Source organism: Streptomyces sp. NPDC028308, from assembly GCF_055565855.1.
On sequence record NZ_JBVHTO010000007.1, the window covers coordinates 1 to 19,118 of the forward strand.

The 19,118-nt window shown below is 71.4% G+C and carries 18 protein-coding genes; 9 read left to right on the top strand and 9 right to left on the bottom strand.

What is annotated here, in order from left to right:
• Nucleotides 1-458: 458 nt before the first annotated feature.
• Nucleotides 459-1,100, bottom strand: coding sequence for a DNA-3-methyladenine glycosylase (locus tag ACZ4VA_RS16755; protein WP_355793699.1), 642 nt, complete (start codon nucleotides 1,098-1,100; stop codon nucleotides 459-461).
• 167 nt (nucleotides 1,101-1,267) lie between these two features.
• On the opposite strand from ACZ4VA_RS16755, the gene ACZ4VA_RS16760 reads away from it, so the two are divergent.
• The 3 genes from ACZ4VA_RS16760 (at nucleotide 1,268) to ACZ4VA_RS16770 (ending at nucleotide 3,287) form a co-directional block, all read left to right on the top strand.
• Nucleotides 1,268-2,053: a sporulation protein gene (locus tag ACZ4VA_RS16760; protein ID WP_355793701.1), complete on the top strand. Its 786-nt coding sequence runs from the start codon at nucleotides 1,268-1,270 to the stop codon at nucleotides 2,051-2,053.
• 41 nt (nucleotides 2,054-2,094) lie between these two features.
• On the top strand, nucleotides 2,095-2,628 hold the full coding sequence (locus tag ACZ4VA_RS16765) for a YbhB/YbcL family Raf kinase inhibitor-like protein (RefSeq protein WP_356174162.1): 534 nt from the start codon (nucleotides 2,095-2,097) through the stop codon (nucleotides 2,626-2,628).
• A gap of 149 nt (nucleotides 2,629-2,777) precedes the next feature.
• The gene (locus ACZ4VA_RS16770) at nucleotides 2,778-3,287 is read left to right on the top strand and encodes an HNH endonuclease (RefSeq protein ID WP_355787353.1); all 510 of its coding nucleotides are present in this window, start codon (nucleotides 2,778-2,780) and stop codon (nucleotides 3,285-3,287) included.
• A gap of 57 nt (nucleotides 3,288-3,344) precedes the next feature.
• Here the strand turns inward: ACZ4VA_RS16770 and ACZ4VA_RS16775 are convergent, their stop codons facing one another.
• The 3 genes from ACZ4VA_RS16775 to ACZ4VA_RS16785 form a co-directional block, all read right to left on the bottom strand.
• On the bottom strand, nucleotides 3,345-4,280 hold the full coding sequence (locus tag ACZ4VA_RS16775) for an SPFH domain-containing protein (RefSeq protein WP_355787350.1): 936 nt from the start codon (nucleotides 4,278-4,280) through the stop codon (nucleotides 3,345-3,347).
• A gap of 131 nt (nucleotides 4,281-4,411) precedes the next feature.
• Nucleotides 4,412-4,843: an NfeD family protein gene (locus ACZ4VA_RS16780; RefSeq protein WP_356239244.1), complete on the bottom strand. Its 432-nt coding sequence runs from the start codon at nucleotides 4,841-4,843 to the stop codon at nucleotides 4,412-4,414.
• A 92-nt stretch (nucleotides 4,844-4,935) separates the two neighbouring features.
• Complete coding sequence (locus ACZ4VA_RS16785) at nucleotides 4,936-5,727, bottom strand: ABC transporter ATP-binding protein (RefSeq protein ID WP_355787345.1); 792 nt, start codon at nucleotides 5,725-5,727, stop codon at nucleotides 4,936-4,938.
• 121 nt (nucleotides 5,728-5,848) lie between these two features.
• Here ACZ4VA_RS16785 and ACZ4VA_RS16790 point away from each other — a divergent pair, with 121 nt between their 5' ends.
• Complete coding sequence (locus tag ACZ4VA_RS16790) at nucleotides 5,849-6,637, top strand: hypothetical protein (protein ID WP_468081842.1); 789 nt, start codon at nucleotides 5,849-5,851, stop codon at nucleotides 6,635-6,637.
• A 181-nt stretch (nucleotides 6,638-6,818) separates the two neighbouring features.
• On the opposite strand, the gene ACZ4VA_RS16795 is transcribed toward ACZ4VA_RS16790, so the two are convergent.
• The 4 genes from ACZ4VA_RS16795 to ACZ4VA_RS16810 form a co-directional block, all read right to left on the bottom strand.
• Nucleotides 6,819-7,058, bottom strand: a complete 240-nt coding sequence (locus ACZ4VA_RS16795; protein WP_356174155.1) for a chaplin — start codon at nucleotides 7,056-7,058, stop codon at nucleotides 6,819-6,821.
• Between the two features lie 195 nt (nucleotides 7,059-7,253).
• Nucleotides 7,254-7,502, bottom strand: a complete 249-nt coding sequence (gene chpE, locus ACZ4VA_RS16800) for a chaplin ChpE (RefSeq protein WP_355784813.1) — start codon at nucleotides 7,500-7,502, stop codon at nucleotides 7,254-7,256.
• Nucleotides 7,503-7,695: 193 nt separating this feature from the next.
• Nucleotides 7,696-8,337 (bottom strand): response regulator transcription factor, encoded by a 642-nt coding sequence (locus ACZ4VA_RS16805; protein WP_355784810.1) that lies wholly within the window; start codon nucleotides 8,335-8,337, stop codon nucleotides 7,696-7,698.
• Nucleotides 8,330-9,508, bottom strand: coding sequence for a GAF domain-containing sensor histidine kinase (locus tag ACZ4VA_RS16810; protein WP_468081845.1), 1,179 nt, complete (start codon nucleotides 9,506-9,508; stop codon nucleotides 8,330-8,332). The genes ACZ4VA_RS16805 and ACZ4VA_RS16810 overlap by 8 nt, the downstream gene beginning before the upstream one ends.
• Nucleotides 9,509-9,718: 210 nt before the next feature.
• On the opposite strand from ACZ4VA_RS16810, the gene ACZ4VA_RS16815 reads away from it, so the two are divergent.
• From ACZ4VA_RS16815 to ACZ4VA_RS16825, 3 genes are all read left to right on the top strand, one after another.
• Entirely contained in the window at nucleotides 9,719-10,414 is a 696-nt protein-coding gene (locus ACZ4VA_RS16815; RefSeq protein WP_356174150.1) for an SDR family NAD(P)-dependent oxidoreductase, read from the top strand.
• A complete protein-coding gene (locus ACZ4VA_RS16820; RefSeq protein WP_388905321.1) occupies nucleotides 10,411-11,529 on the top strand; it encodes an S-adenosylmethionine:tRNA ribosyltransferase-isomerase in 1,119 nt (372 codons plus the stop codon). The genes ACZ4VA_RS16815 and ACZ4VA_RS16820 overlap by 4 nt, the downstream gene beginning before the upstream one ends.
• A 299-nt stretch (nucleotides 11,530-11,828) precedes the next feature.
• Nucleotides 11,829-12,557: a transglycosylase SLT domain-containing protein gene (locus ACZ4VA_RS16825; RefSeq protein ID WP_355793876.1), complete on the top strand. Its 729-nt coding sequence runs from the start codon at nucleotides 11,829-11,831 to the stop codon at nucleotides 12,555-12,557.
• Between the two features lie 96 nt (nucleotides 12,558-12,653).
• On the opposite strand, the gene ACZ4VA_RS16830 is transcribed toward ACZ4VA_RS16825, so the two are convergent.
• Nucleotides 12,654-15,176 carry an ABC transporter ATP-binding protein/permease gene (locus ACZ4VA_RS16830; protein WP_355791716.1) on the bottom strand — a complete coding sequence of 841 codons (2,523 nt, stop codon included), beginning with the start codon at nucleotides 15,174-15,176 and terminating at the stop codon, nucleotides 12,654-12,656.
• A gap of 239 nt (nucleotides 15,177-15,415) precedes the next feature.
• Here ACZ4VA_RS16830 and ACZ4VA_RS16835 point away from each other — a divergent pair, with 239 nt between their 5' ends.
• Nucleotides 15,416-17,326, top strand: a complete 1,911-nt coding sequence (locus tag ACZ4VA_RS16835; protein WP_388905323.1) for a streptophobe family protein — start codon at nucleotides 15,416-15,418, stop codon at nucleotides 17,324-17,326.
• A gap of 124 nt (nucleotides 17,327-17,450) precedes the next feature.
• On the top strand, nucleotides 17,451-18,965 hold the full coding sequence (locus tag ACZ4VA_RS16840) for an alpha/beta hydrolase (RefSeq protein ID WP_355794795.1): 1,515 nt from the start codon (nucleotides 17,451-17,453) through the stop codon (nucleotides 18,963-18,965).
• Nucleotides 18,966-19,118: the final 153 nt, after the last annotated feature.

A 19,118-nucleotide genomic window follows, 5' to 3' on the forward strand; every position in this document is an offset into this window, starting at 1 on the left:
TTTTTGGCACGCTGTTGAGTTCTCAAGGAACGGACGCTTCCTTTGTACTCACCCTCTCGGGCTTTCCTCCGGGCGCTTCCCTTCGGTCTTGCGTTTCCGACTCTATCAGACCGTTTCCGGTTCCGATTTCCTCGGTGCTTTCCAGGTTTCCGCTTTCGCGTTTCCCTTTCCGGCGGTTCCGACTCTACCAGACCCTTTCGGACCAGATTCCCTGTCGGCGGGATTTGTCTTTGGCCTGGGACTTTTCGTCCCGCAGCCTTTCGACATTCACTACGTTAACCGATTCCCGGTGCAGCTCATAATCGAGCCGGCGAGTCGGAATTCAACATGCGGACATGACGAATTCGCCCCCGCTGAGGGGAAGTCGTAGGTAGTGGGTTGGCCGCTTCCGGCTGCAGGCTGAACGCCGTACCCGGGTCAAGCGGCTCGGGCTACGTTACGGTCCCGTCCCAGGCGAGTCAAGTTCGGCGCCGCCGGGGCGTATGAGCCCGATAAGGGCTCACCGTGGGGTCGTTGGAGATCCAGAAGCGCCATGGGTGGACACCGCCGTCGCCGGAGACTCCGGTGCGGGGGCCGCTCAGTACCTGGTCGGGACCCACCGGGCTGCCCGTCAGCATCCTGAAGGGGCCGCCCTCGGGACCGCAGGCGTCCGCGCCGTCGAGGGCGCGGTCCACCCCCAGTGCCGTGGCCAGCCGGGCCGGCCCTTTGGCCAGTTCCCTGTCGTTCCGGGCCGAGAGTCGACGTTTGCGGGCCGACTCCACCCCCTGGGTGATCTCACCCGCCCGCAGCAGGACCGCGCTCGAAGTGCCCTCCGGACCGCAGACCAGGTTCATGCAGTGCCACATGCCGTAGGTGAAGTAGACGTACACATGACCGGGCGGACCGAACATGACCTCGTTTCGCGGCGTGCGCCCGCGGAAGGCGTGGGAGCCGGGGTCGTTCGGGCCGTCGTAGGCCTCGACCTCGGTGATGCGCAGTTCGACCGGACCGTCCTCGGTGGTGCGTACAAGGGTGCGACCGAGGAGGTCGGGGGCGACGTCGAGGACGGGGCGGTCGAAGAACTTCCGGCCGAGGGGCGTACGGTCAGGGGCCGCGATCATGGCGTCCGAGCGTAGTCGAGAGCGACAGCTCGTCGTCGGGGTGGTCAGGGAGCGTCCCCCTTGCAAGGGTGATGACGCGGAACCGGCCGCGGTCGGATCGCGTTTGTATGGATCAAGGGTCCAGACGCACACAGGACGTAACAGGCGTTGCCTGGGGAGGAAGTGACATGGGGTTCAAGCGGCTGCTTGCGAGCCTGGGAGCCGGCGGGGCTTCGGTCGAGACGGTACTGACCGAGGTCAACACCGTTCCGGGCGGCGTCGTGCAGGGTGAGGTGCGGATCCAGGGCGGGTCCGTTGACCAGGCGATCGAGGGTCTGTCGGTCGGCCTGCAGGCCAAGGTCGAGGTCGAGGGCCACGACGACCAGGAGCACAAGCAGGACATCGAGTTCACCAAGGTGCGGCTCGGCGGCGCCTTCGAGCTCAAGGCGGGCGCGGTGCACGCGGTCCCGTTCGGCCTGGAGATCCCCTGGGAGACGCCGGTCACGACGATCGACGGCCAGCCGCTGCGCGGGATGCACATCGGGGTGACCACGGAGCTGGAGATCGCCCGCGCCCTCGACTCGGGCGACCTGGACCCGATCAACGTGCACCCGCTGCCGGCCCAGCAGGCGATCCTGGACGCGTTCATCCAGCTCGGCTTCCGCTTCAAGAGCGCCGACATGGAGCGCGGGCACATCCGGGGCACCCGGCAGAAGCTGCCGTTCTACCAGGAGATCGAGTTCTTCCCGCCGGCCCAGTACCGCGGGCTGAACCAGGTCGAGCTGAGCTTCGTCGCCGACGAGCGCGAGATGGACGTCGTCCTGGAGATGGACAAGAAGCCGGGCCTGTTCAGCGAGGGCAGCGACTCGTTCCGCGCCTTCAAGGTGGGGCTCAACGACTACCAGGGCACGGACTGGACGGCGTACCTGAACCAGTGGCTGTCGGAGGTCGGCAGCAAGCGCAGCTGGTTCTAGGCTCGAAGCGGAACCGTCACCACCGATCAGGAGGTACCGAGGTGCCCGAGCTCGACAGGCCGCCGCTCCCCCACGACTTCCACCCGCCCGTGCCGTCGTTCACGGTCACGAGCGAGGACGTCGAACCGGGCGCGACGCTGAAGGACGCTCAGGTCCAGGCCGCCGGGAACACGTCGCCGCAGCTGCGCTGGGAGGGCTTTCCGCCGGAGACCGGGAGCTTCGCCGTGACGTGCTTCGATCCGGACGCCCCGACCGGCAGCGGATTCTGGCACTGGGTCGTCTTCGACATCCCGGCCACGGTCACGGAGCTGCCGACGGGCGCCGGCACCGGGAAGTTCGAGGGGCTGCCCGAGGGCGCGGTCCAGGCGCGGAACGACTACGGGTCCAAGGACTTCGGTGGCGCCGCGCCGCCGCCCGGTGATCGGGCGCACCGCTATGTGTTCACGGTGTACGCCGTGGACCAGGAGAAGCTCGGTCCCGATTCGGACGCCTCGCCCGCCGTCGTGGGCTTCAACCTGCGCTTCCACACGCTGGCGCGCGCTCAGCTCGTCGGTGAGTACGCGGCGCCCGCGTAAGACGGACGTTCGCTGAACGTTTGCCCGCCCCTGGTCTTGGAATTGATCAGGGGCGGGCACTTTTTATTGCGTTGTCCATCTCGGCGTGCCCGGCCAGAGTTGATCCAGGTCCGCCGGGGAGCGGGCCGGTGCAATGGGAGGTGGGCCTGATGCGGGACACGCTGGTACTCAATGCGAGCTTCGAGCCGCTGTCGACGGTGACGCTGAACCGCGCCGTCGTCCTGGTGCTGCAGGACAAGGCCGTCGTCGAGCAGGCCCACCCCGATCTCCGTATGCGCGGAGCCGCGGTCGACATACCCGTGCCCCGGGTGATCAGGCTCTGCCGTTACGTACGGGTGCCGTTCCGAAGACAAGCGCCATGGTCACGCAGGGGTGTGCTGGTGCGGGACCGGCACAGGTGCGCGTACTGCGGCAGGCGCGCGACGACCGTGGACCATGTGGTGCCGCGGGCGCAGGGCGGCCAGGACTCCTGGCTGAACACGGTGGCTTCCTGCGCCGAGGACAACCACCGCAAGGCGGACCGTACGCCGGAGCAGGCGGGGATGCCGTTGCTGCGGCAGCCGTTCGAGCCGACGCCCGCCGACGCGATGCTGCTGACCCTCGGGCAGGACGACTTCCGGGCGCTGCCGGAGTGGCTGGCCCACACCGCCGCCGCCTAGAGCCGGACATGAGTGGGGCCCGCCTTCAGCGAAGGCGGGCCCCTTTCGCGTACCGGGTCAGTCCGTCACGGACGGCTTCTCGCGGCGCTCCGAGCCGCCGCCGCCCGAACCGCCGCCCATCGGGCCGAAGTTGCCCATCGCGCCGCTGAGGCCCTTGAGGGCGTCACCGATCTCGCTGGGCACGATCCAGAGCTTGTTGGCGTCGCCCTCGGCGATCTTCGGGAGCATCTGGAGGTACTGGTAGGCCAGGAGCTTCTGGTCCGCGTCCCCGGCGTGGATGGACTCGAAGACCGTACGGATGGCCTGCGCCTCACCCTCGGCGCGCAGGGCGGCGGCCTTCGCCTCACCCTCGGCGCGCAGGATGGCGGACTGCTTCTCACCCTCGGCGGTGAGGATCTGCGACTGCCTGATGCCCTCCGCGGTGAGGATCGCGGCGCGCTTGTCGCGGTCGGCGCGCATCTGCTTCTCCATCGAGTCCTGGATGGAGGTGGGCGGCTCGATGGCCTTGAGCTCGACGCGGTTGACGCGGATGCCCCACTTGCCGGTGGCCTCGTCCAGGACGCCGCGCAGGGCCGCGTTGATCTCCTCGCGGGAGGTCAGCGTCCGCTCCAGGTCCATGCCGCCGATGATGTTGCGCAGGGTGGTGACGGTGAGCTGCTCGATCGCCTGGATGTAGCTGGCGACCTCGTACGTGGCCGCTCGCGCGTCGGTCACCTGGTAGTAGATGACCGTGTCGATGTTGACCACCAGGTTGTCCTGGGTGATCACCGGCTGCGGCGGGAAGGGGACGACCTGTTCACGCAGGTCGATGCGGTTGCGGATGGTGTCGATGAACGGGACGACGATGTTCAGTCCCGCGTTCAGCGTCCGCGTGTAGCGGCCGAACCGCTCGACGATGGCGGCGCTCGCCTGTGGGATGACCTGGATGGTCTTGATCAGGGCGATGAAGACCAACACCACCAGAATGATCAGGACGATGATGATCGGTTCCATCGATGCTCCCCGTACCCTTCTCCGCCTCGGTAATTCCCTGAGATCTTACGGGTGTTGAAGATCTTGCTCGACGAGTCTGTCAGACCGTCGGCTGCGACGTGGGGCGTTCGGTTCAGTTGCGTCGTGCGAGGTCACATGACGATGGCCGTGGCGCCGTCGATGTCGACGACGTCCACCTGTTCGCCGACGTCGTAGACCTGTCCCGCGTCCAGGGAGCGTGCGGACCAGATCTCTCCGGCGAGTTTGATCCGGCCGCCCGAGCCGTCGACGCGTTCCAGGACGACGGCGCCCTTGCCTCTCAACGCGTCGACTCCGGTGGCCAGTTGCGGCCGCTGGGCACGGTGGCGGGCCGCGATGGGGCGTACGACGGCGATGAGGGCGACCGAGACGGCGACGAAGACGAGTACCTGGAGCACGACGTCGCCGCCGAGTCCCGCGGCGCCGGCCGCGGCGACGGCGCCCACGGCGAGCATCCCGAACTCCGGCATCGCCGTCACCACCAGCGGGATCCCGAGCCCCGCCGCGGCGACCAGCCACCACACCCATGCGTCGATGTCGTCCACACGGTCATGGTAGGACCGCGCCCGGCGGACGGACAGGGCGCACGATCAGCGCCGCCCGCTCGACGACGGGCGCGGGCGGACAGGCCGGGACGTCAGGAGAGCGGGAGGCCCTGGGCGGTCCAGCGCTCGCCGACCTGCTCGACGACGAGGGGCAGGCCGAAGCAGAGGGAGAGGTTGCGCGAGGTGAGTTCGAGCTCCAGCGGTCCCGCTGCCAGCACCTTGCCCTGGCGGATCATCAGGACGTGGGTGAACCCCGGGGCGATCTCCTCGACATGGTGCGTGACCATGATCATGGAGGGCGCGATCGGGTCGCGGGCCAGCCGGCCGAGACGGCGTACGAGGTCCTCGCGGCCGCCGAGGTCGAGGCCGGCGGCGGGCTCGTCGAGAAGCAGCAGCTCGGGGTCGGTCATCAGGGCGCGGGCGATGAGGGTGCGCTTGCGCTCGCCCTCGGAGAGCGTGCCGAACCTGCGGTCCAGGTAGTCGCTCATGCCGAGGCGGTCGAGGAAGGCGCGGGCGCGCTGCTCGTCGATGTCCTCGTACTCCTCCTGCCAGCCGGCGGTCATGCCGTAGGCGGCGGTGAGCACGGTCTGCAGGACGGTCTGGCGCTTGGGGAGCTTCTCGGCCATGGCGATGCCGGCCATGCCGATGCGCGGGCGCAGCTCGAAGACGTCGACCTTGCCGAGGGTGTCCCCGAGCACGGTGGCGGTGCCCGAGCTGGGGAAGAGGTAGCTGGAGGCGACGTTCAGGAGGGTCGTCTTCCCGGCGCCGTTGGGGCCGAGGATGACCCAGCGTTCGCCCTCCTTGACCGACCAGGAGACCTGGTCCACCAGAGCCCGGCCCTCTCGGACCACGGATACGTCCTCAAGCTCCAGAACATCGCTCATGAGCGCGCTGTCTCCCATTGCAGTCTCGGCCGTCGCTTACGTCTGTGGACGCAGCCCCCAGGGAAAACCTACGCCACCGGTCGGGCGGTCGATTCCATCGGTCGGTCCTTAGGGTGGGGGCATGCTCTCGGAACCACGCTCAGGACGCCTGGCCGCATGGGGAAATGCCCTTTTGGCCGGACTTGTTTCGCCGGACGACGCCGTGCTCGCCATCGTCGGTGAGGACGCCGTACATCGCGTCGAGGGACTTCCGGGCGAGTCGGGGCCCGTCGGGCTCACGCTCGCGCTCGGCCGGCTGCGCGCTCTCGGGGTCACCGGGCTCCGGGTGGCGCTGCCCGCGCCGGGGCATCCGCTGGGGCTGAGCGGGCCGCCGGAGTTCAACGCGCGCGCCCTCGACGCGGAGGAGGCGGCCGTCTGCCAGGGGGCGGCGCTCGGGCTGGTGCCCGAGGTGTCCGAGGCGGGGCCCGAGGGCGACCTGCACGTGGAGGTCCTCTGGCACTGCCTGCCCGTACGGGAGGCGCCGCCCGCGGACGTGCCGTCCCTCGGCGAGGCGGAGCGGGAGCTGGCCGAGGCGCTGCGCGAGGCGACCGACGTGCTGTCGCGGCTCGACGTGGCGGGGTCGGGGCCGGTGGCCGAGGCCGCCATCGACGCGTACCGGGCACGGGCCGAGCGGGGGCGCGAGCTGCTGGCGCCCGGATATCAGCCGCGGGCGGTGCGGGTGCTGGAGCTCGCCCAGCGGATGGGGCTGCTGATCTCCGTGGCGTACGAGAACGGGCACGGCGGAGCCGTCAGCGCCTCGGAGATGGCGGCGAGGTCGCAGGCCCTGCGCCCGGTGGAACGGACGGCTCGGCGGGCCCAGGTGGCCGCGTACAACGCGTTCGTGGAGGAGCGGGAGCGCGGGGTCCGCTGACCTCAGGGGTGCGGCCGGTCCAGTAGCCGGAGAGGTCCGTCGCGTTCGACAGTGGCCCGCGTGCGTGAGCGACTCCCCCGCGCGCCGGACGCGTCACGCGTGTCGCGTCCGCAGCCCGTACCGGTACGCCGAAGGGCTCCCGGACCAGGTCGGTCCGGGAGCCCTTCTCAAGTGGGGCGGGTCAGTCGTTGACGCCCTTGTTGCCGAACGTCGGGTTCAGGAGGCCGATGACGTTCACGCTGTCGCCGACGACGTTGACCGGGACGTGGATCGGAACCTGCACGGTGTTGCCCGAGGCGACACCGGGCGAGTTCACGGCCGCACCGTGGGCGTCCGAGTCGGCGACAGCCGCGCCGGCGGACGCGCCGGCCGCGATACCCGCGACGGTGAGGGCCACGGCGGCCTTCTTGGCGATCTTCATGAAAAACGTTCCTCCTGCGATTGCGTGTCGACCCGGCCGCGGGTCGTACGCTGAGAAACGCGAGGAAGATCCGGAACGGCACGGGAGACCCGGCGCGAAGCCCCCGATCGGCCTCTTGGTCGGACAGGCCGAAAAGCCGACCGGCCCCCCGGGGTGTCCGGGAGGCCGGTGGTCACCGTCCGGTCGGGACGGACCTCAGCGGTTGAGACCCAGGTTGCCGAAGGCCGGGTTCAGGACGCCGATGACGTTCACGCTGTTGCCGACCGCGTTGACCGGGACGTGGACCGGGGCCTGGACGAGGTTGCCCGAACCCACGCCCGGCGAGTTCACGGCCTTGCCGCCCGCCCACGAACCGGCGTCCGTGGCGGAGGCCATGCCCGCTCCGGCGGCGACGAGGCCGCCCGCCACCATCGCGACAGCCGTGGCCTTCTTCAGGTTCTTCATTCCTCAAGCCCTCCCTGACGATCGCCGCGGCGATCGCCGCGGCACGCCCTGGAGAACGGCCGGGACCTCCGGAGGATGCGCCATTCGGGGGACATACACCCGACGGTATGAATCTCAGTCCGGAGTGGAACCCTCCGTATCTCCGTGCCCCGGCCGAACCAACACGGCGGCCGAGGCGCGGACCGTCAGGTGATCAACCCGCCACGCCGTGCCGTACCGCCCAGAGCGCGGCTTGCGTGCGGTCGGAGAGGTCGAGCTTCATCAGGATGTTCGACACGTGGGTCTTGACCGTCTTCTCGGAGAGGACCAGCGCCCGCGCGATCTCGCGGTTCGAGCGGCCGTCGGCGATCAGGCCGAGCACCTCGCGCTCGCGTTCGGTGAGCGAGCCGCCTCTGCCCTGGCCCGCGTTGGCCTCCTCCTGGGAGAGCAGGGCGCCCGCGACCTCCGGCTGGAGCAGGATGTGTCCCGCGTGCACGGAACGGATGGCGCCGGCGAGGGCGTCCGGGTCCACGTCCTTGTAGACGTACCCGGCGGCTCCGGCGCGCAGAGCGGGCACCACCGTGCGCTGCTCGGTGAAGCTCGTGACGATCAGCACGCGTGCGGGGTTGGCCAGCTCGCGGAGCCTGCGTAGCGCCTCGACGCCGTCCATCCCCGGCATCTTGACATCCATGAGGACGACGTCCGGTTTCAGTTCCTCCGCTCGGGCGACGCCTTCGGCGCCGTCGGCGGCCTCGCCCACGACCTCGATGTCGTCCTGCACCTCCAGGAAGGTGCGCAGGCCCCGGCGGACCACTTGGTGGTCGTCGACCAGCAGCACCTTGATCGCGTCAGCCACCAGGGACCTCCATCTCTATCCGGGTGCCCTTTCCGGGCGCCGATTCCACGGTGAGCGTGCCGCCGACGCTGCTCGCCCTGTCCCGCATGGAGACCAGGCCGAGGTGGCGTCCCGCGCTGCGGATCGCCTTGGGTTCGAATCCCGTGCCGTCGTCCGCGACGCTCAGGACGGCGCCCGGGCCGCGCTTGTCCAGTGTCACCTCGACGCGGGCCGCTCCGGAGTGGCGCAGCGCGTTGTGCAGGGCTTCCTGCGCGACGCGCAGCAGCGCCTCCTCCTGGGCCGCGGGCAGGGCGCGTACGCCCCGGCTCCCGAAGGTGACGCGTGCGGAGTGGGCGCGGTCCAGGACCTGGATCTGGGTGCGCAGGGTGGCGACCAGGCCGTCCTCGTCGAGGGCGGCGGGGCGCAGCTCGACGACGGCGGCACGCAGTTCCTCGGCGGCCTCCGCGGCGAGCGCGGCGACCTGCTGGAGCTCGCCCTTGGCACGTGAGGGGTCGCGGTCGACCAGGGTCGCGGCGGCCTGGGCGGTGAGGCGCAGCGAGAAGAGCTTCTGGCTGACGGCGTCGTGCAGCTCGTGCGCGAGCCGGGAGCGCTCCTCGGCGATGGTGAGTTCGCGGCTGCGCTCGTAGAGGCGGGCGTTCGTCAGGGCGATCGCGGCGTGCTGGGCGAGGATCGTCAGGAGCTCCTCGTCCTCCTCGGTGAAGCCGCAGCTGCCGTCCGCGCCCGGTCCCGCGGAGCCGGCGGTGCGGTCGCCGGGGCGCCGCGCCTTGTTGGCGAGGAACAGGGCGCCGATGACGTCGTCGCCGTCGCGGATCGGCAGGCCGAGGAAGTCCGACATGTCCGGGTGGGCGGTGGGCCAGCCCTCGAAGCGGGGGTCCTTGCGCACGTCGGCGAGGCGCTCGGCGCGGGCCTCCTGAAGCATCGCGGCGAGGATGCCGTGCTGGCGCGGGAGCGGGCCGATGGCCTTCCACTGGGCGTCGCTGACGCCGTCGACGACGAACTGGGCGAAGCCTCCGTGGTCGTCCGGGACGCCGAGCGCCGCGTACTCGGCGTCGAGCAGCTCGCGGGCCGAGGCGACGATCGTCTTGAGGACGTCGCGCACCTCCAGATGCCTGCTCATGGCCAGCAGCGCGGAGCTGACCGCGTACAGGCCGGACCTGGGGCCTTGGCTCATGACCTCACGGTACCGGCGGGCTGTGACAGCGCGTATCGGACCTGTGGGCGCGGCTGCCTAGGCCGGTGGGCGTAGGTCGCAGGTCCCGTCCGCGGTCCTAGGGCGAAGGGCCCCTGATCGTTGCGGCCCGCGCACGAGGCGGCGGGGGCGGTCCCGTCCCTACGTTGAGGGCATCCGCCAAAAGCGGCGGAGGGACGAGGGGACGATGTCATGCCGGTAGCCGTCATCACGGGGGCTTCGAAGGGTCTGGGGCGGGCGCTGGCCGCGGCCCTGGCGGAGCGGGGCTGGGATCTGGTGCTCGACGCCAGGACCGCGGGGGTGCTGGAGGGGACGGCGGCGGAGCTGTCCGGGTACGGGGCGCGGGTGGCGGCGCTGCCGGGCGATGTGACGGACGCCGGTCACCGCCGGGAGCTGGTGGCCGCGGCCGTGCGGTTCGGGGGCGTGGACCTGGTGGTGAACAACGCGAGCGCGCTGGGCGCCGAGCCACTGGTCCGCCTGGAGAGCCTGCCGCTGGACGGGTTGCGGCAGGCGCTGGAGGTGAACGTGGTCGCCGCGCTGGGCCTGGTCCAGGAGGCGCTGCCCGCGCTGCGGGCGTCCCGGGCGGGGGCGGTGATCGGTGTCAGCTCGGACGCGGCCGTCGAGGCGTACGGGACGTGGGGCGGTTACGGCGCCTCCAAGGCGGCCCTGGACCAGCTGTCGGCGGTGCTGGGTGTGGAGGAGCCCGGGCTGCGGGTGTGGGCGGTGGACCCGGGGGACATGGCGACGGACCTGTACGCGGCGGCCGTGCCGGACGACGGGGATGCGCGGCCGGACCCCGGCACGGTGGTCCCGGCGTTCCTGCGGCTGCTGGACGAGCGTCCGGGGAGCGGCCGGTACAGCGCCGCGGCCCTGGTGGCGCGGCGATGACGACGGCGACGGGAGTCCCTTCGGCCGAGCGCGGCCGTGGGTGGGAGGTGCCGCGGGAGCTGTCGGCGCGGGTGCCGGCCGAGCAGCGCGGTCCCGGGCTGGACCGGGACGCCGTCCGGCTGCTCGTGTCACGGGGGACCTCGGTCTCGCACCATGCCTTCGCGGAGCTGCCCGGGCAGCTCCGCGCGGGGGATCTGCTCGTCGTCAACACCTCCGCCACGCTGTCCGCCGCCGTCGACGGGAGCGTCGGGCACGCGCGCGTGGTGGTGCACTTCTCCACCCGGGGTGACGACGGGCGGTGGGCGGTCGAGCTGCGGGAACCGGACGGCCGGGGCACCACGCGCCCGCGTGCGGGTGGGCCGGCGGGGACGCAGGTGCGCCTTCCCGGGGGCGTACGCCTCGTACTGGAGGAGCCGCTGACGCCGGAGGGCACGCGGCTGTGGTGGGCGCGGGTGCCGGAAGCGGACGTGCCGGGGCTGCTGCGGCGGTACGGACGCCCCATCCGGTACTCCTACACGGAGAGGGACCAGCCGCTGTCCGCGTATCAGACGGTGTTCGCGCTGCCGTCCGCCGACGGCACCGGCAGCGCGGAGATGCCGAGCGCGGCGCGGCCCTTCACGCCCCGGCTGGTGGCGGAGCTGGTGAGCCGGGGGGTGCAGTTCGCGCCGGTCACGCTGCACACCGGGGTGGCGTCGGCGGAGGCGCACGAGCCGCCGTATCCGGAGAGGTACGAGGTGCCCCTGGCCTCGGCGCGCTCGATCAACGCGGTGCGGGCGGGCGACGGGCGGGTCGTCGCGGTGGGTACGACGGCCGTGCGTGCCGTGGAGTCCGCGGCCGGGGCCGACGGGGTGGTCCGGGAGCGGCGCGGCTGGACGGACCTGGTGATAACTCCGGAGCGCGGGGTACGCGTGGTGGACGGGCTGCTGACCGGGCTGCACGAGCCGGAGGCCTCGCATCTGCTGATGCTGGAGGCCGTGGCGGGACGGGCGGCGGTGGAGCGCGGATACGGCGAGGCGCTGCGCGGGCGCTACCTCTGGCACGAGTTCGGGGACACGCACCTCCTGCTACCGGCGGAGAACCCTCACGCTGAGCATTGCTTCAGCAACCACGAGTGAGACCGGGGCCTCGCCGGTGTGAGCCCTCGCATAGGGCACACATCACGTACGAACGGGCATAGGAGATAAAGGGGACCCTTTGAGCGGGGCAGACGTACCTGTCTGCCCCGATTTGCCCTTCTGTGCTCCACTACCCGGCTTCGTACGTCACACCTTTGCCTCAGGATTTTGCGGCCGCTAACAATGGCTCTCGTCGCTCAACGCCGCGGGTTTTCGCCCCGCGGCGTTCGTCCGGAAAAAACACCTGTCCCCACCGGACCGGGAGCGGCGTCCGCGCTATTCGAAGAGGTCAATCAGTCATGTCCAAGAAGTTCATCGCTCCTGTGCATAGTCCCGCGCTGACCAAGACCCACAAGCTTTCCCTCGCCGGCGTCGCGGCCCTCGGTGCCGCCGCCATCGCGTTCACCGCCGTCCCGGCGAACTCGCAGGCGCAGACCACGACGACCGACGCCGCCGCGTCGACGACTTCCGTGGCCTACAGCCAGCAGCAGATCAAGGACGTCAAGGCCAGCGTCACCGACCAGCTGGCGGGCGCCACGGTCAAGGCCGAGGTCGCGAAGAAGAAGGCGGCCGACGAGGCCGCCGCCAAGAAGAAGGCCGCCGAGCAGGCCGCCGCCAAGAAGAAGGCGGAGGAGGCGCGCAAGAAGCAGGCCGCCAGCCGCTCCGCGCAGCGCCCCCAGGTCAAGCCGGTCGCCGCGAAGACGTACCCGAACAACCTCGACGGATGGATCCGTCAGTCGCTCGACATCATGAAGCAGAAGGGCATCCCGGGCAGCTACCACGGGCTGCACAAGAACATCATGCGCGAGTCCTCGGGCAACCCCCGGGCCATCAACGACTGGGACATCAACGCCATCAACGGCATCCCGTCGAAGGGCCTGCTGCAGGTCATCCCGCCGACCTTCGCCGCGTACCACGTCTCGGGCACGTCGACGAACATCTACGACCCGGTCGCCAACATCACGGCCGCCGCCAACTACGCGGCCGACAAGTACGGCTCCATCGACAACGTGAACAGCGCCTACTGAGTCTCGCGAGTATCGCGCGGACCTCTGAGGGTCTCGGTCAAGACGCGAAAGGGCGGCACCCCGCTGGGGGTGCCGCCCTTCAGTCGCGCCGGAGTGCTACTTGCGCATGACCTCGGGCTCGTGGCGGCGCAGGAAGCGGGCCACGAAGAAGCCGCAGAGGGCGCCGAGGACGAGCAGGGCCACCATGTCCATGCCCCAGGCCGCCGCCGTGTGGTCCCACAGCGGGTCCGTGCTGGACGGGTCGTCCGTGTTCGGACTGATGTTGTTGAAGTCCAGGGTGGCGCCGGCCGCGGCGACCGCCCAGCGCGACGGCATCAGGTACGAGAACTCGTTGACGCCGACGGTGCCGTGCAGGATGAAGAGGCAGCCGGTGAACACGACCTGGATGATCGCGAACATGACCAGCAGCGGCATGGTCTTCTCGGCGGTCTTCACCAGCGACGAGATGATCAGGCCGAACATCATCGACGTGAAGCCGAGCGCCATGATCGGGATCGACAGTTCGAGCATGACCGCGGTCTTGCCGCTGCCCAGGATCAGGCCCTCGTCGGGGATCGTGCGGCTGGAGAAGCCGATCGCGCCGACCAGCGCGCCCTGCAGCACGGTGACGGTGCCGAGCACGATGACCTTGGACATCAGGTACGCCGAGCGCGAGAGGCCGGTCGCCCGCTCCCGCTCGTAGATCACCCGTTCCTTGATCAGCTCGCGGACCGAGTTGGCGGCGCCCGCGAAACAGGCGCCGACCGCGAGGATCAGCAGCACCGTGGTGGCCGTGCCGTTCGGGATGTGCGCGCCGGTCTTCGGGTTGACCGCCGGGTTCACCAGCAGCGTCTTGTCCGGGTCGATCAGCAGGCTGACCGCGCCGAGGACCGCCGGCAGGATCACCGTCAGCGCCAGGAAGCCCTTGTCGGACGCGATCACCGACACGTAGCGGCGGATCAGGGTCATCAGCTGCGAGCCCCAGCCCTGCGGCTTGGGCGGCTTCATCGCCTGCGGCGGCGGCATGTGCACCGACTGCGGGGCGACGGCGTCGATGTCCGCGGCGTACATCTGGTAGTGCTGCGAGCCCTTCCAGCGGCCCGCCCAGTCGTAGTCGCGGTAGTTCTCGAAGGCGGAGAAGACGTCGGCCCAGGTGTCGTAGCCGAAGAAGTTCAGCGCCTCCTCGGGCGGACCGAAGTAGGCGACGGAACCGCCCGGCGCCATCACCAGGAGCTTGTCGCAGATCGCCAGCTCGGCCACCGAGTGCGTGACGACGAGGACCGTACGGCCGTCGTCGGCGAGGCCGCGCAGGAGCTGCATGACGTCGCGGTCCATGCCCGGGTCGAGACCGGAGGTCGGCTCGTCCAGGAAGATCAGCGACGGCTTGGTCAGCAGCTCCAGGGCCACCGAGACGCGCTTGCGCTGGCCACCGGAGAGGGAGGTGACCTTCTTCTCCTTGTGGATGTCCAGCTTGAGCTCGCGCAGCACCTCGTCGATCCGGGCGTCGCGCTCGGCGCCCGTGGTGTCCGCGGGGAAGCGCAGCTTCGCCGCGTACTTGAGGGCCTTCTTGACGGTCAGCTCCTTGTGCAGGATGTCGTCCTGCGGGACCAGACCGATGCGCTGCCGCAGCTCGGCGAACTGCTTGTAGAGGTTCCGGTTGTCGTAGAGGACGTCGCCCTGGTTGGCGGGGCGGTAGCCCGTGAGCGCCTTCAGCAGCGTCGACTTCCCGGAACCGGACGGGCCGATGACCGCGATGAGCGACTTCTCGGGCACGCCGAAGGAGACGTCCTTGAGGATCTGCTTGCCGCCGTCGACCGTGACGGTCAGGTGGCGGGCCGAGAAGGAGACCTCACCGGTGTCGACGAACTCCTCGAGCCGGTCGCCGACCAGCCGGAACGTCGAGTGGCCGACGCCGACGATGTCGTTCGGGCCGAGCAGCGCCGAGCCGCCCTTGGCGATCGGCTGGCCGTTGACGTACGTGCCGTTGTGCGAACCGAGGTCGCGGATCTCGTAGCGGCCGTCCGGCGTCGCGTGGAACTCGGCGTGGTGGCGCGAGACCTGGAGGTCGGAGACGACCAGCTCGTTCTCCAGGGCACGGCCGATGCGCATGACGCGGCCGAGCGAGAACTGGTGGAACGTGGTCGGGCTGCGGTCACCGTAGACCGGCGGCGCCCCCGCGCCTCCACCGGGTCCGGGCTGCTGCGGGATGGCGGCACCCTGCTGCGACTGCGGCCAGTTCTGCTGCTGAGGTGCCTGCTGCTGAGGTGCCTGCTGCGCCCAGCCCGGTCCCGCGCCCTGAGCCGCGTACGGCTGCTGGGGCCGGGCCTGCTGCGGCGAGGCGACGGCGGCGGCACCCGAGAGGCTCAGGCGCGGGCCGTCGGTCGCGTTGCCCAGGTGCACGGCCGAGCCGGGGCCGATCTCCAACTGGTGGATCCGCTGGCCCTGTACGAACGTGCCGTTGGTGCTGCCGTGGTCCTCGATGACCCAACTGCGGCCGCCCCAGCTGATCGTGGCGTGACGCCAGGACACCCTGGCGTCGTCGAGCACGATGTCCCCCTGCGGATCACGTCCGAGGGTGTATGGCCTGGACGCATCGAGCGTCCAGGTCCGTCCATTCAATTCCAGTACGAGTTCCGGCACTCCATGCCCCACTGAGTTGTCCCCCGAATTTCCCCCATCACAGGGAGTCTAGGGATGTCGAACATCGTGGGGAACTATTTCAGTAGGAGCCCCCTGACCGAAAGTCGGGCCCCGCGAAGACTGCGTACGCGCGTGTTGTCCGTTTCCGTTGACGGGGTGGAAACCGGACGGGAGGGTGGTAATCCCACGCGAGGGGGACATGCGCGGTGCATCGCCGTGGCGCGGACCGGGGGGCGGAGATGGGCATGGAGACGGCCGAGTACGACAGGAAAGTGCCCTGGGGGGATGTACTGCTGTCCGCGATCGCCGCCGTGAGCTGGGCGTTGATCGCGATGGCGGGCACGGCCGCACTGGGCCTGCATCTGCTCCAGGCCGATTCGGCGGGCTCGCTCGGCCCGATGACCGCGGCGGTGGTGGCGCTCGGGGCGGGTGGTTCGGTGACGCCGTCGGGGGACGTGTCGGCCTTCGGCCTGGAGGGGGCCGAGGCGACGACCGCCATAGAGATCACGCCACTGGGTGTGGGGCTGGTGGGTGCGCTGCTGCTCTCCTGGTTCTTCCTGCGTTCCCTGCGCGGGGCGGGAGTTGTGATCTCCCCGGCCGAACTCCTCGCACGTGCGGGGGCCGTGGTCGTGCTGTCCGTGGCGACGCTGGGCGGGCTCGCCTGGGCCGGTCACGACGTCGTCACCATCGACGGCGGGCAACTCGGCCTGGACAAGGTGCCGGGGGCCGGCGGCCTGGACGACATCACGGACCGGCTGCCGGGCGGCCTGGGCGACATCGGCGGGCTGCTGCCCGACCGGATCGGCGACCTGGTGGACGCGAAGGCCGCCGTCGGCTTCACCGTCGACACGGTGCCCACCCTGCTCGGCGGCGCGGCCTGGACCGTCGGGGTCCTGCTGATCGCCCTGCTGGCCTCGCGCCGCACTCCCCTGCCGCCCGGCTGGGACGCCGTGCACCGGGTGGTGCGGCCCGCGGCCTCCGCGCTGGTGACGGTACTGCTGGTCGCGGTCGTGGCCGGCCTCGCGGCGGCGGCGTACGCGATGACCGGCGACGACCATCCCCGGCGGATCGCGGGCGCCGCGCTGCTGGGCGCCCCGAACGGGGCGTGGCTGGGCGTGCCGCTGGGCCTCTTCGTGCCCTGGGACGGACAGGCCACCGGTGAACTCGCCAAGCTGCTGCCCGACCCCCTCGACGAGTTGCTGAGCGTCAGCCGCGACCAGCCGGTCACCCTCGGCAGGATGGCCGAACTGGACGGCAGAGTATGGCTGTTGGGCGTCGCGGCAGCTGTGATGATGCTGTTCGCCGGGGTGCTCGCGGCGGCGCGCACCCCGGCGGTACGGGACCCGGGCGGAGCCGGTGGACGGGGCACGGGCGCCCTCGGTTTCGCGGGGCGCTGTGCGCTGCGCCTCGCGCTCGTGACCGGCCCGGCGCTGGCGCTGCTCGCCTGGCTGACGGACGTGTCGGTGGACGCCTCGCTGTCGGTGCTCGGCTTCGACGCGTTCGGCGCCGGGATAGAGCTGCACGGGCAGACGCTGCCGGCGCTGCTGCTCGGCGCCGCGTGGGGCGCGGGCGCGGGCGCGGTCGGTGCCCTGCTGGCGTACGCGACGGGCGCCGCGGGACGGCGGGCCGCGCCCCTGGCACTAAGGGTGGCACCGGGTGACGCGGGCGGCCGGGGGCCCGAGGAGTACTCCGGCGAGCAGGCGCCTGAGCCGGGGCCGTACCACCCGGCCATGCCGTTCCGGCCGTCGAACCCCGACACCAACCCCTATCTCCGGGTGCCGGACGAACTGCGGGAGCCGCAGGACGCGCGACCGGCGGAGGGTGCCGCACCGCCGCGCGGAGGGACGGCGCCCTCGGGAACCGCGCGGGGGTGGGGCGCGGGCGGCGCTCGGGGAGGTCGCGGACGCGAGCCGGACGAACGGGCGCCCTCGGAGGCGCGGCCGCCGCGCGGTGGCCGGCCGCCCGGCTCGCGTCCGGAGCGGGAGGGCGGGCGGGCCGACGAGGTGTACGAGGCGCCCACGGTGATCAGCCCGCTCTCGCCTCCGCCCCGTGCGCCCAGGCCGCGGCCGCCGTCGCGGGACGGCGTCGTCCCGCCGCCCCCTCCTCCTCCCCCGCCGCACGAGAAGGGCCCGCCCCCGCCCAGGGAGTGACCGGGGGTCTGGCACAGGATGGTCAACTGCGGTGCCGGTGAACGGCGTTGGGTAAACCCCCCGCGGAACAGGCGGGGCAGCCGGATGGAGTGGCCGGAGCCGGTCACCGAGGCTCGTCCCTGTGATGAAAGCCGAGCGAACCAAGCGAAACGTACTCGTGATCGCCGTGGCCGCCGCGGTTCTCGGGCCCACCGTGCCCTTCACCGCGACGGCCGCGACACCCATGACCTCCCGGCCCCTCGTCTGGGAGAAGTGCGAGGGGAGCGGGCTCGACCCGCGGCAGGAGTGCTCCACCGTCGAGGTGCCGATGGACTACTCCGACCCCGGCGGCGAGAAGGTCGCCCTCGCCGTCTCCCGTATCCGCAGCGAGAAGCCGTCCGCACGCCGCGGCGCCCTGCTCCTGATCGCCGGCGGCCCCGGCGGCGGCAGCCTCGACGAGGTGGCCACGAAGGGCCGGACGCTGCCGCGCGAGGTGCGCGACACGTACGACCTGATCGGGTTCGACCCCCGGGGAGTCGGCCGGTCCGACCCGGTCGACTGCGGTCTGGAGAGCGGCGACCTCGACAGGTCCACGTTCTTCCCCTGGCCGGCGCCGGACGGGAGCGTCGACACGAACATGGCCACCGCCCGGCGGACCGCCGACGCCTGCGCGCGCGACGGCGGCGAGCTGGCGCGGCACATCAGCACCGCCGACAACGCCCGCGACATCGACCGCATCCGCGCGGCGCTGGGCGAGCGCAGGCTGTCCGCGTGGGGTGTCTCGTACGGGGCGTACACCGGCGTCGTCTACAGCCAGCTCTTTCCGCGCCGCACCGACCGGGTGGTGCTGGACAGCAACCCCGACGCCACCGCCGCCACCGCCCACCCCGAGCTCGGCGGCGTTCCCCGGGCCACCTGGACCGGGTTCGAGACCGGCGTCGAGGACGTGTTCCCCGTGTTCGCCGAATGGGCCTCGGCGCCCGGGAATCCGGACCGGCTGGCCGACCGCGCCGGACAGGTCCGTCCGCTCCTGCTGCGGCTCGCCGCCCGGCTGGACCGGGAGCCGATCCCCTGGCCCGGCGCCCGTCCGGCCGAGCTGAACGGCAACGTGCTGCGCCAGGCCGTGGTGGACGCCTTCTACGATCCCGGCGAGGGCTTCCCCGGGCTGGCCCGCCTGATCCTGCACGCCCGCGCGGGCACCGTCCCGCCGGCGCCCGAGCCGGCGCCGGAGCCGCCGGTGCGCAACGCCCTCTCCGTCGCCCTCGCCACGATGTGCAACGACGCCCGCTGGCCGTCGTCGGCTGCCCGCTACCAGGAGGACGTCGACGCGAGCCGCGCCGCGTACCCCCTGACCGCCGGGATGCCGAGGAACGCGATCGCCTGCGCCGCCTGGCCCTGGCCGCAGCGGGAGGAGCCGGTACGCATCACCGACCGCGTGCCGTCCACCGTCCTGCTCGTCCAGAACGAGCGTGATCCCGCCACCCCGCTGGCCGGCGCCCGCAGGCTGCGCGCGGCGCTCGGCGCACGCGCCGTCATGGTGACCACGGACTCCACCGGCCACGACGCCTACCTCGGCAACGGCAACGCCTGCGGAGACCGGATCGTCTCCCGGTATCTCGCCACCGGGCAGCGGCCGGCGGCGGACGTCCGCTGCCGGTAGGACACCCACGACGGCCGCCCGGGTCCCGGCCGGCGGGACCCGGGCTCGTCACCGGTGATCAAGGCCGGCGTCACCCGCGCGCCACGCATTGTTCGCTGTCCGCCAGGCGGACCTCGGCGGCGAAAGGCACTGGGTGCCGGATACGGTGGGAGC

Excerpts from the sequence above, each read along its gene's own strand:
- ACZ4VA_RS16795 (WP_356174155.1), bottom strand. The coding sequence starts at position 7,058 with ATGAAGATCGCCAAGAAGGCCGCCGTGGCCCTCACCGTCGCGGGTATC.
- ACZ4VA_RS16760 (WP_355793701.1), top strand. The coding sequence starts at position 1,268 with ATGGGGTTCAAGCGGCTGCTTGCGAGCCTGGGAGCCGGCGGGGCTTCG.
- ACZ4VA_RS16775 (WP_355787350.1), bottom strand. The coding sequence starts at position 4,280 with ATGGAACCGATCATCATCGTCCTGATCATTCTGGTGGTGTTGGTCTTC.
- ACZ4VA_RS16815 (WP_356174150.1), top strand. The coding sequence starts at position 9,719 with ATGCCGGTAGCCGTCATCACGGGGGCTTCGAAGGGTCTGGGGCGGGCG.
- ACZ4VA_RS16835 (WP_388905323.1), top strand. The coding sequence starts at position 15,416 with ATGGGCATGGAGACGGCCGAGTACGACAGGAAAGTGCCCTGGGGGGAT.
- ACZ4VA_RS16790 (WP_468081842.1), top strand. The coding sequence starts at position 5,849 with ATGCTCTCGGAACCACGCTCAGGACGCCTGGCCGCATGGGGAAATGCC.
- ACZ4VA_RS16810 (WP_468081845.1), bottom strand. The coding sequence starts at position 9,508 with ATGAGCCAAGGCCCCAGGTCCGGCCTGTACGCGGTCAGCTCCGCGCTG.
- ACZ4VA_RS16825 (WP_355793876.1), top strand. The coding sequence starts at position 11,829 with ATGTCCAAGAAGTTCATCGCTCCTGTGCATAGTCCCGCGCTGACCAAG.
- ACZ4VA_RS16785 (WP_355787345.1), bottom strand. The coding sequence starts at position 5,727 with ATGAGCGATGTTCTGGAGCTTGAGGACGTATCCGTGGTCCGAGAGGGC.
- ACZ4VA_RS16840 (WP_355794795.1), top strand. The coding sequence starts at position 17,451 with ATGAAAGCCGAGCGAACCAAGCGAAACGTACTCGTGATCGCCGTGGCC.
- chpE (WP_355784813.1), bottom strand. The coding sequence starts at position 7,502 with ATGAAGAACCTGAAGAAGGCCACGGCTGTCGCGATGGTGGCGGGCGGC.
- ACZ4VA_RS16820 (WP_388905321.1), top strand. The coding sequence starts at position 10,411 with ATGACGACGGCGACGGGAGTCCCTTCGGCCGAGCGCGGCCGTGGGTGG.
- ACZ4VA_RS16755 (WP_355793699.1), bottom strand. The coding sequence starts at position 1,100 with ATGATCGCGGCCCCTGACCGTACGCCCCTCGGCCGGAAGTTCTTCGAC.
- ACZ4VA_RS16770 (WP_355787353.1), top strand. The coding sequence starts at position 2,778 with ATGCGGGACACGCTGGTACTCAATGCGAGCTTCGAGCCGCTGTCGACG.